General features: G+C 32.8%; 10 protein-coding genes. 4 read left to right on the top strand and 6 right to left on the bottom strand.

Annotation, left to right across the window (positions count from 1 at the left end):
* Positions 1–356: 356 nt before the first annotated feature.
* Positions 357–1,634 (bottom strand): M48 family metallopeptidase, encoded by a 1,278-nt coding sequence (locus tag B7R67_RS21380; protein WP_088073014.1) that lies wholly within the window; start codon positions 1,632–1,634, stop codon positions 357–359.
* Between the two features lie 533 nt (positions 1,635–2,167).
* Between B7R67_RS21380 and B7R67_RS21375 the strand changes: the two genes are divergently transcribed.
* The 4 genes from B7R67_RS21375 (at position 2,168) to B7R67_RS21360 (ending at position 5,805) form a co-directional block, all read left to right on the top strand.
* The gene (locus B7R67_RS21375) at positions 2,168–2,971 is read left to right on the top strand and encodes a formate/nitrite transporter family protein (RefSeq protein ID WP_088073013.1); all 804 of its coding nucleotides are present in this window, start codon (positions 2,168–2,170) and stop codon (positions 2,969–2,971) included.
* Positions 2,972–3,118: 147 nt separating this feature from the next.
* Complete coding sequence (locus tag B7R67_RS21370) at positions 3,119–3,907, top strand: GDSL-type esterase/lipase family protein (protein WP_088073018.1); 789 nt, start codon at positions 3,119–3,121, stop codon at positions 3,905–3,907.
* Positions 3,900–4,817, top strand: a complete 918-nt coding sequence (locus B7R67_RS21365; protein WP_088073012.1) for an ABC transporter ATP-binding protein — start codon at positions 3,900–3,902, stop codon at positions 4,815–4,817. The genes B7R67_RS21370 and B7R67_RS21365 overlap by 8 nt, the downstream gene beginning before the upstream one ends.
* 25 nt (positions 4,818–4,842) lie before the next feature.
* Positions 4,843–5,805: an ABC transporter permease gene (locus B7R67_RS21360; RefSeq protein ID WP_268876048.1), complete on the top strand. Its 963-nt coding sequence runs from the start codon at positions 4,843–4,845 to the stop codon at positions 5,803–5,805.
* Between the two features lie 102 nt (positions 5,806–5,907).
* Here the strand turns inward: B7R67_RS21360 and B7R67_RS21355 are convergent, their stop codons facing one another.
* From B7R67_RS21355 to B7R67_RS21335, 5 genes are all read right to left on the bottom strand, one after another.
* Positions 5,908–6,804, bottom strand: a complete 897-nt coding sequence (locus B7R67_RS21355; protein ID WP_088073016.1) for a cation diffusion facilitator family transporter — start codon at positions 6,802–6,804, stop codon at positions 5,908–5,910.
* Positions 6,805–6,954: 150 nt separating this feature from the next.
* Entirely contained in the window at positions 6,955–7,653 is a 699-nt protein-coding gene (locus tag B7R67_RS21350; protein ID WP_088073011.1) for a tryptophan 2,3-dioxygenase family protein, read from the bottom strand.
* Between the two features lie 12 nt (positions 7,654–7,665).
* Entirely contained in the window at positions 7,666–8,289 is a 624-nt protein-coding gene (gene kynB, locus B7R67_RS21345; protein WP_088073010.1) for an arylformamidase, read from the bottom strand.
* 12 nt (positions 8,290–8,301) lie between these two features.
* Entirely contained in the window at positions 8,302–9,576 is a 1,275-nt protein-coding gene (kynU, locus tag B7R67_RS21340; protein WP_088073009.1) for a kynureninase, read from the bottom strand.
* Between the two features lie 289 nt (positions 9,577–9,865).
* Positions 9,866–10,521: ABC transporter permease (locus B7R67_RS21335; protein WP_142289603.1), on the bottom strand; the 656-nt coding region annotated here is incomplete at its 5' end.

Genomic DNA, 10,521 nt, shown 5'->3' with positions numbered 1-10,521 from the left:
AGCCTTTCCGCATTTCCCATAGGAGTCGAGCATCCTTTCGTTCCAATTAACTTTTCTTCAAGAAAAGTATTCATTAAACATGATTTAAATACCCTTAATACTAATCAGTTTGAATTATTTTTTTTTTAAAAAAGTATTTAATATTTTTTAACCAATGAAAAAAATCAAAGTAATGATTTAATCTTGATGGTGTTATAAATATTGCTCAAAACAGATTACTATTTCTTAATAAATAGATGATTAAAAATACTAACTTTATTTTCAATAATCTCCAATTAATGATCTTTTCATATTGACCGTTAAATATTTCAACACTCTGAGTAAAAAAAAACATCCTTAATTAGGATGTTTTTTTACTATTTTTTTCTGTTTACTCTCTCAGTTGCTTCCAAATATTTCATTCTTTCTAGCATTGTAGGATGATCATATCTAAATAGTTTCACTAAAAATGGTGGATTGACTTGCGCCAGACTGTTTCTTGAAAGTTTTTGGAAAGCTGTAATTCCAGCTTCAGGATCTTTTGTTAATTTAACTGCAAATAAATCCGCTCTTTTCTCTGCACTTCTTGAGAATGTATTTGAAATGGGATCAGAAATAAATCCGACAATTCCACTGATGATTAAAAATAATGTTAAGATTACCGCCATTTTTTCCGACGCGTTTTTATTTCTACTTTTTGATAAAGCCGCATTCATTAATCGTGAAATAATATATAGACCAACTAAACTACCTGCTAATATCCCAAACATTGACTTATAAATATCTTTATTCACATAATGTGACATTTCATGAGCCATTATAAACATGATTTCTTCTTCTGATAATCCTTTAAGTGTTGTATCCCATAATACAATTCTAGCATTTTTACCTATTCCGGTAACATAGGCATTATAGGTAGTTGTTTTAGTAGACATATTTACTTCATAAACTCTGCTTGCAGGAATATTAGCTTCATGTGCTAAAGCAACAATTTTATTTTCTAATTTTTTGTCTTTTAATGGATAAAAATCATTGTACAATGGGTCGATTACAACGGGTTGTATAAATGTTAAGAAAATAGTAAATGGAATACTTAATAGCCAAGCAGTCAGCCACCATTTTTTCGGTTGTTTTTTGATTAGTAAATACACAACATACATCACAAAAAACATCATTGCAAAATTTATCCAAAAACTGATCATTTCATCCTTCATCCAACCATTAAATGTTTGAACAGAAAGACCATATTTCGTCGATAATTTAAATCGATAAAAATTAATTGGGAAAGTTACAATGTATGTAATGATGGACACAAAGAAAAAATATAAAAAGACTTGAATAAACTTAAACCTAGTTAATTTTGATAAGGAATCACCCAATCTTTCAATTGTTCCACTTAATAGTAATAATGATAATACAATCCAATCTAATGGTAAGCTTATAAAATATAAAACATTTTTTAATGTACTATAACTTGCACTTAAATTAGCTTCCTTATGATTCATAAACGTGTGAGGATCAACAAACGTTCCTTTGTATTTTAATGGTAGATTAGAGCTTGTAAAAACATAAAAGTATAATAATACTAAAATGATGTAAATGAGATAGCCTAGACAAATGATTTTGGTTAATTTCGATTTAGATGATTTTTTCATAAAATCTCCCCCCATTTTATATTATCAACTTTGTCCATTTTTTTAGAACTTCAACCTTAATTTAGTTTAAATAATTTTTGGACTCTTTCAAAGTGCATTTTGAATTAATAAATCTTTTCTATAAAAAAAGAATGTTGATTTCCGTTCCAGGATGCTCGCTTTCCGTGGGGCGTGAGCTGAGCCTCCTCGGCAAGCCTGCGGGGTCTCACCCTTCCCGCTACTCCCATAGGAGTCTCCCACCTTCCACTCCAATCAATGTCTTTAAAATTCTATACATTTAATTTTATAAAATCTTTATCGAAAATGTAAAATCACCATTAAACGTTTTCATAATCATTCTTTAAAAAGATATTATATTATATCTCCGACAAGTATAATGATGAATAATTTAAATTGTAAATAAAAAGTAATGAAATAATGGTGAATTTTTATCATTTCATAATTTGTTCACAGTTTCACAAACTTGTAATCGTTTTTAGTTTATATACTATGTATGTGATTATTCAAAGAAATTGAATAGGGAGTGAAACCATTTGGAACGAGATAGTATCCAATATTGTATTGAATTAGCCCTTAAAAAAAAGAAAATACTTGATCAAAGTTTATTTAAATATTTAGCTCGTGCTGCGTTAGCTTCAATTTATATAAGCTTTATCCTTATTGTATGTTTAAAATTAGCAGAACTATTTAGATTGCAGGAATCTCCATTTGCTTCAGTTGCTTACCCACTTGTTTTCGCTACTGCATTAATTATGATTATCTATGGTGGGGGAGAATTATTTACAAGTAATACGATGTATTTTACCTTTTCAACATTAGACAAAAAAACTTCTAAAATGGATTTATTAAAAAACTGGGTTGCTTGCTATTCAGGTAATATTATTGGTGCTTTTATTTTTGCCGTCATTTATCTATCAACTGGCTTAGCGAAAGAATTCCCAGCTGACAATTTTTTAGCAGGTGTTGTGGATCATAAAATTCATGCATCTTTTATCCATTTATTTTTTAAAGGCCTACTTTGTAATTGGCTTGTATGTCTTGCTTGTTTTTTACCTACTCGATTTAAAGATGATTTTGCTAAAATTGTACTTATCTTTTTATTAGTTTTTGCATTCTTTTTCTCTGGCTATGAACATAGTATCGCGAACATTGCCGTTTTTACTTTATCATATATTATGCCCCATAATGTGGCTTTTACTTTTGGTGATGTATTACACAACTTAATTCCTGTTACATTCGGAAATATTCTTGGTGGTTCGGTTGGAGTAGGAATGGCATATTACTTTTTAAACAATCAAAAAAATTCAGTTCGTAAAAAATTAAAACGTGTTTCATAAATAACTTACTACCTGTCCTTATTTTTTTAGGGACAGGTTTTTTCGTGCAAAACAAATTTTAATATGGTAATAATGAATTTATATATGAAATTTTTTCCTTTTTAGGTGGTGAAATCTTTGAAATACAATCATTTTGTTCGGTTTATTATGTTTATTTCATTACTTTGTTTTCTCTTATTAGTCTATGGTTTTGCGAAAGGTGCTTATACTGTTTTAAACCCACAAAAAACCAAACTCATTGTAAGTGAAAAAAGTCAAAATGAAAATAATGATGAAGGTGTACATAAGACTAAAAAGCTAAAAATCGTTGCTTTAGGTGACTCACTTACACGAGGAGTTGGTGATGATGAAGGGACAGGCTATGTTGGTCGATTGAAAACTCTTCTTCAAAAAGATTATAAACAATCAGCATCAATATCAAATTTAGCAGTTAGTGGTGCAAAAACATCAGATTTACTTAATAATCTAAAGAAAAAAAATATCCAAGAAACGATTGGCACCGCAAATATTATTGTTCTTTCAATTGGAAGTAATGATTTATTCCCAGGAGCTAATCAATTGAATCAACAATTTTTAAAAACTTATCGTCCAGACGAAAAAACATTTAGTCATAATCTACAATCAATTTTTAAAGCAATACGTCAAGAAAATCCATCAGCTCCTATTTATGCGTTCGGTTATTATAATCCTTTTCATAATGTCCAAGGTCTTGATGCATCATCAAGCTTTGTATATAGATGGAATAATCTGCTCGAAATATCGGTACTTCAAATTAAGAATGCATACGTAATTCCAACATTTGATTTATTTTATAACGAAGAAAAAAAATACTTGTACACTGACCATTTCCATCCAAACAGAGGTGGCTATAGTGAAATGGCAGATCGCTTAACAAGAAAAATAGGAAGCCAACTTCGAGGTGAATCCAGTGAATAGGGTACTAAAATTAGATAATGTATCAAAAATTATCAAAGGCAAAGTATTAGTTGACCAAATTTCATTTGAAGTTTATGAAGGTGAAGTTTTTGGATTTTTAGGTCCAAACGGTGCTGGTAAAACTACGACAATTCGAATGTTAGTCGGTTTAATTGCTCCAACGAAAGGGAAAATCGAAATTGCCGGATTTAATGTTCGGACTCATTTTAAACAAGCAATGAGACAAATAGGATGTATCGTTGAAAATCCGGAACTATATGGTTATTTAACTGGATGGGAGAACTTATATCAGTTTTCAAGAATGTTAGGTATTAATGATGAAACTAAAATTAGCGAAGTCGTTAAACTTGTAAAATTAGACGAAAGAATACATGAAAAAGTTAAAACTTATTCACTAGGAATGAAACAACGTCTTGGTATAGCCCAAGCTTTATTAGGGAACCCGAAACTTCTCATTTTAGATGAACCAACAAATGGGTTAGATCCTGCTGGAATTCGTGAATTACGAGAGTTTATTCATATGCTTGTAAAACAGCAAAATATTAGTGTATTTATTTCAAGTCACTTACTAAGTGAAATTGAAATGATTTGTGACAGAGTAGGTATTATTAATAAAGGAAAAATGGTTAGAGTATCTACGGTTAAAGAATTAGTTGACGAAGCCGCTGAAAGAGTTGAGTGGCGAGTCTCTCCTTTACCTAAAGCGATAGAAATATTAAAAAAAGATTCCTCTATCCAAGATATAAGTACTAATGATGACCTGATTCTTTGTCGTATGTCACCTTTAAAAATTAATCAGCTCATTCAGATTTTTGTCGATGAGTCCGTTCAAGTAAATGGAGTTAGAACGATGTCTGTTACATTAGAGGATTTATTTATGGAAATGACTGGAGGCGAAGTTCGTGGCTGAGCTAGTTAGACTCGTCTTTAATGAAATTGAAAAAATGGTACGTAAAAAAAGAATACTTGTAATCTTTTTCATACTAGCCGTACTTATCCCCATCTTTGTGTATGCACAATTAAAACAAACTGAGGAAACAGTAAAACGATTAGGTACAGATAATTGGAAAGTCGCTCTTCAACAAAAAATAGTCGATCAACAAAATAGATTAAATTCATCGGGAATACCTGAAGAGTGGAAAAGTTGGTTAAAAGTGCAAATAGATCAAGAACAATATTACTTAGATAATGACATAAATCCAACAACACCTGGTGCCCCTACCTTTATTCGAAAGTTAATCGAACAAAGTATAGGTTGGCTACTTCTTCCACTATTAGTAATGGTTATAACGATTGATATCATCTCTGGTGAACGAAGCGATGGAACAATAAAAGTCCTACTCACCAGACCAGTAAAAAGATGGAAAGTCTTACTTAGTAAATATATAGCAATTTGCTTATTAATCTCATTTTTACTAGTTTTATATGGTGTAATGGCCTATATCGCATCAGGATTTGTATTCAGTTTTAAAGGATGGACAGTGCCTGTTTTGACAGGATTCGTAATCAAAAACAATCAATTATTAACTGACTCCGTTCAACTGATTCCACAATGGCAATACATCATTATGGCATTTGGACTTGCATGGTTTGTCTGTATTGTCATCGGTACTTTATCCTTTATGGTATCTGTACTTGTGCGAACTACCCCCGCTGCTATGGGAATTATGCTCGCCGCTTTAATTACAGGAAGTGTATTAAATGGATTAGCAACATCATGGTCAGGAGCTAAATACTTCTTTAGTGTAAACCTAGGCTTAACTGACTACCTATCCGGGCAACTTCCTACAATAGAAGGACTAAACATGCACTTCTCCTTAATGAATTTATCAATATGGGGAATAGTAGCATTAATCATCGCCTTCATCGTATTTACAAAACAAGATATGACAAGTTAGGAGCAGGAAGGTTAAGAGCTTGAAGTGCAGGATAGAGGAAATGCAGGATTTAAGAGCTTGAAGTGCAGGACATTCCCTGCACTTCAAGCTCTTTTCCTGCCTTCACTGCTCTTCCCCTGTCCTTCCTGCCTTCCCTGCCCTTAACGGCTCCACGTGAATATGTGTGTATTGAATTCCGTGTTGTTCATGTAAAATGGTTTCAATTTGGTCTGTAATACCATGACTTTTACTAACATCAATTCCACCGTCTACCTCAATGATTACATCGACAATTGTTGTATTGCCATACATCCTCGCTCTAAGGTCTACTACTTTATGTACGCCAGGAACTTTATCAACTGTTTCCGTAAATAGAACCATTTCATCAGGATCGAATCCATCTGTTAATAATAGTGTTGCATCATAAAAAATCGACCATGCTGTTTTACAGATAATTCCACCAACTAGTATTGCTACGATTGGGTCGATGATTGGAAGACCAAAAGAAGCTCCAATTACCCCGATCGTTGTACCAAAGCTTACTAAAGCATCGGAGAAGTTATCCTTTGCTGATGCTTCTAACCCTTTACTTTTCGTTTTTTTCGCAACTTTTTGGTTGTAAAAATAAATTCCAAACATAAATACACCAGATGCAAAAGCTACAACAGCTGCAAGCCTATCAGGTGTCTCGAAATCTCCAATATATAGCGATCGAGTGTTTTCAATGATAACTTGCAAACCAACTGACATCATAATAAACGAAGCAATTAAAGTTGCTATTTGTTCCGCTCTCGAATGGCCATAAGGGTGATCTAAATCCCTAGGCTTCCTTGCAATCTTTATCCCAATAAACACAGCTAATGTTGCACCAATATCAGTAACATTGTTTAGACCATCAGCTAAAAGAGCACTAGAATTTGTATAAAAACTAACAATTACTTTAACAGTAGCAAGCACTAAATATGAGACTATACTCAATAAAGCAGCAAAATCTAATTGTTTTTGAAGACTCTTCTCCATGACCTCACCCCGCCCTAGTAAAAAATCATATGGCTTTATCATACCCATAATGCATTTTTTCCATTTTAAGTAAAAATAAAAAAAACAGATTCGTGTAATCGAATCTGCTTTCTCCCGTCCTTATCCTTGCTCTACCTGCTCTACCTGCCCTTAAAGTGGCTTTGGATTATAACTTGATCCTGTTAAATCAGTTAAGTCACAAACTGCTTGCCATAGCTCAGGGTAAAATTCGAACCTAACAGCGCGTTCTAACGCTTCTGCTGGAACTCCTTTTAAACTCTTTGTATTCATACCAATCATTCGACGTACGAGTTGGATATGCTGTCTGCGGAAAGATTGGAATCTTTCATCAAAGCAAGTTAATTCCTGCATTAATTGGAATAGTTCAACTTGTTTTGCTGCATCTTGGTGTAATTGAACCGGTGTCAGTAAATTTTCATCTAATAGGTCTTTAAAAGGTTGCCAAAGTGTTGGACCTAGTTTTAAAATCTCATTAAATCCTGGAGAATCTTGACCGCTACCTCTTCCTAACGCTAAACGAATAATATGATAATCGCTTGGACTTACCATTTTTACCATATCAAAAACTGCTGGTAAATGTACTAGATGATTATTAATACGTTGTATGTGGTGAACTGCTTTCGTAACTTCTTTTGCACGCATATGTTTATCTGCAAAATGAATAGATTGGATAATTAATTTAAAATGTAACTCAGCAATTTGATGGATTGTTTGAAATGTTAATTCATCTGGACAAAATAATTCCTCATCAGATTTTTGTAAGCTTAGTAATTCTTCTGTTCGAATATATTTCTCGTAATCTGAAATTTTTCTTTGCTCTTGTGTCATTTCCTTATCCCCCTAAACTAATTTACGTAAAACTGCTCGTACTGGACTACCATCAGCTTCTGTTAATGGAAGTGGTAATGCGATTAGTTCATACTCACCTGGCGATACATTTCTTAAATCAATCGATTCTAATATATGAATGCCGGCATGATGAAGAGCATGATGTGCCTCTAATTCCTTACTATCCAGTGGATCCACTGAAGGTACATCTACTCCAACTAATTTTATTCCTTTTTCATGTAAAAACTTAGCTGCTTCCTTTTCGATATGTGGAATTCTCTCCGGGAAAACGCTATCATTTTTCCAGGAATTTGTTTTAATTAATAAACGTTCTACACCATTTAATTGAAAAGTTTCTAAGTCTGATTTTTTTATACAATCTACTTCAATCAGTTCGATTACTTTTGCGATTCCTACGTATAAATTAGGATCTAAATCTATGACTCTCTTTCCATTTTCATCAAAATGAAATGGTGCATCAATATGTGTACCAGTGTGCGTACTAAATGTCAGCTTTCCGACATTGACTGAACCACTTTCCTCTTTTGTCCAGCTCAATTGGAAAGAAAAATTTGTATCACCTGGCCACACAGGCATACCGTCTTGCAATCTTCTAGATATATCGATTAATGACATTCCATACAACTCCTAAGCAATGATTTCTCGTTCGTTCTTAAACTGTTCATATTGCTTTTCAACCATGATTTTCTTTAAGATTTGTACACTATTCCAAACATCTACGTAAGAAGTATAAAAGGCGATTGGAGCAAGTCTTATTACGTTTGGCGCTCTAAAGTCTGGAACAACTCCATTTAGCTTTAATGCTTTACAAATTCTGGCAGCATCTTCATGTTCTAGACAAACATGACCTCCTCGAATTGAATCCTCAACCGGATTACCAATTGTAAAATCAAATTCACTTAGTTCCTCATTTATTAAATTCATTAAATAGGCTGTGCTATGTAATGATTTTTCACGAATTCTCTCAATAGTAGCTTCTTTATACAATTCAAGTGAACCAGCTAATGGAGCCATACTTAAAATATGTGGTGTTCCTATTTGATACGCACTCGCCGTCTCAGCAGGTGTAAACTCATGGTTCATATCAAACTGCTTTTCTTTATTTGAACCGAACCACCCAGCTAATCCTGGCATCGTACCAAAATGCTTTTCGTTAACGAAAAGGCTTCCAACTCCACCTGGACCGCTATTTAAATATTTATAATTACACCAATAAGCAAAGTCAACATCCCACTCATGAAATTTATGAGGTATTGCACCAACGGAATGGCAACCATCAAAACCAATAAGTATTCCACGTTCATGGGCAACTTTTGTTAATCGTTCTATCTCTAATAATTGTCCGCTTCGATAAAGTACAGTAGGTAGAATAATTAATGCAATCTCTTCAGTCATTGCCTCAATAATGTCTTCTTCCTTAATTGTTCGACCATCACGGCTTTTTACTTGGATTAAATGTGTTTCCGGATCAAAGCCCTTTAATCTTAATTGACTTTGAATCGCATAAATATCGGATGGGAAGTTTAATTCATCCGCTAATATTTTTGTTTTCTGGCCATTTGGATGATAAAAAGATGAAATTAATTGGTGAAGATTTGTAGTCGTAGAACCAGTTACAATTACTTCATTTTCTTTTGCACCAACTAATGGCGCACTTAATGCACCCAATTTTTCGGCAAAGTAATACCATGGATGATCGCCTTGCATCCATCCATCGATTGCAAGTGTCTTCCAAGAATCAACTAAATCTAATAAACTTTTCTCTGCCCTTTTTGAAAGTAGTCCTAGAGAATTTCCATCTAAATAAATGGTATTAGGTTGTAAGTAAAATTCATCACGATAGCTAGACAAAGTATCTTTTCGATCTAGATATTCAGCAAATTCCTTTGTTGATTGAAACATTCTCTTTTTATACCCCCCTTGCAAAAATAAACCTACTATATTAAAGGTATTGTGATTGAATATATATGTCAATATTTTCTGAATATAATATTAAATATAGAAAACTTGCCGATTGGCAAGCCTTTAGGCGAAGACCTATCCTTCATACCTAAAATTTGTGACTACGTAGTGTTTTCTACAACGTTATCAATTTATAATTTCTTATGTATAAAAAAAGTACCAAGTAATCCAATCTATTCAAATCTTGGATTGCGGTACAATTTTAATTCGAATTATTTGCTTTTATCTTTTATACATGTAAATCTCGTTTCTTAAACGAAACAAACGTTACAATGGTTAAAATAATAATCAAGGTGATTGATATAGTCATATAAATTCCATCAAACCCTTTACCATACATAATATTTTTTGCTTCGAAATACTTAAATGGAGTAAGATATTTCAGTTTTTCAATCTTATCATTTAAGTCGATTGCAATTGAAAGGATAAATGTTAATAACAAAATAGCTGTCGCATATGAAGTAGCTTTTTTTGAATTTTTACTCGCTGATGCGATCGCCGAACCAATCACTAAAAAAAGTACTTGTAAAATAAACATCCCAACCATTACCACCGCAATATCACTATTTGCATTTTCTCCGCGACTATATTTCCCGACGATGAGAACACTCGAAACCCATGTAACCCCATTAAAAATGAGGATGTTTACGAATGCACTTAGTAATTTAGAAGTGATTATTTTATTTCTCGAAATAGGTTTTACAAATAAAAATTCAGCAGTCTTATCTCGTTCTTCTTTTGCAATTATATTTGAACCTATCATAGCTGCATGTATTGTCGCCATTAAAAATAAATATAAAACTAAAATGCCAAAGTAGCCGCTCGCTTTTGATAAATCTAATGCACCTGAGCCCATAATTGCTTGAAGTGATTTTGGCATTTGAT

The organism is Gottfriedia luciferensis (assembly GCF_002156865.1).
Classification (GTDB): Bacteria; Bacillota; Bacilli; order Bacillales; family Bacillaceae_G; genus Gottfriedia; species Gottfriedia luciferensis.
Note: the sequence above shows the minus strand (reverse complement) of the source record. Positions and strands in the feature narration are given on the sequence as shown.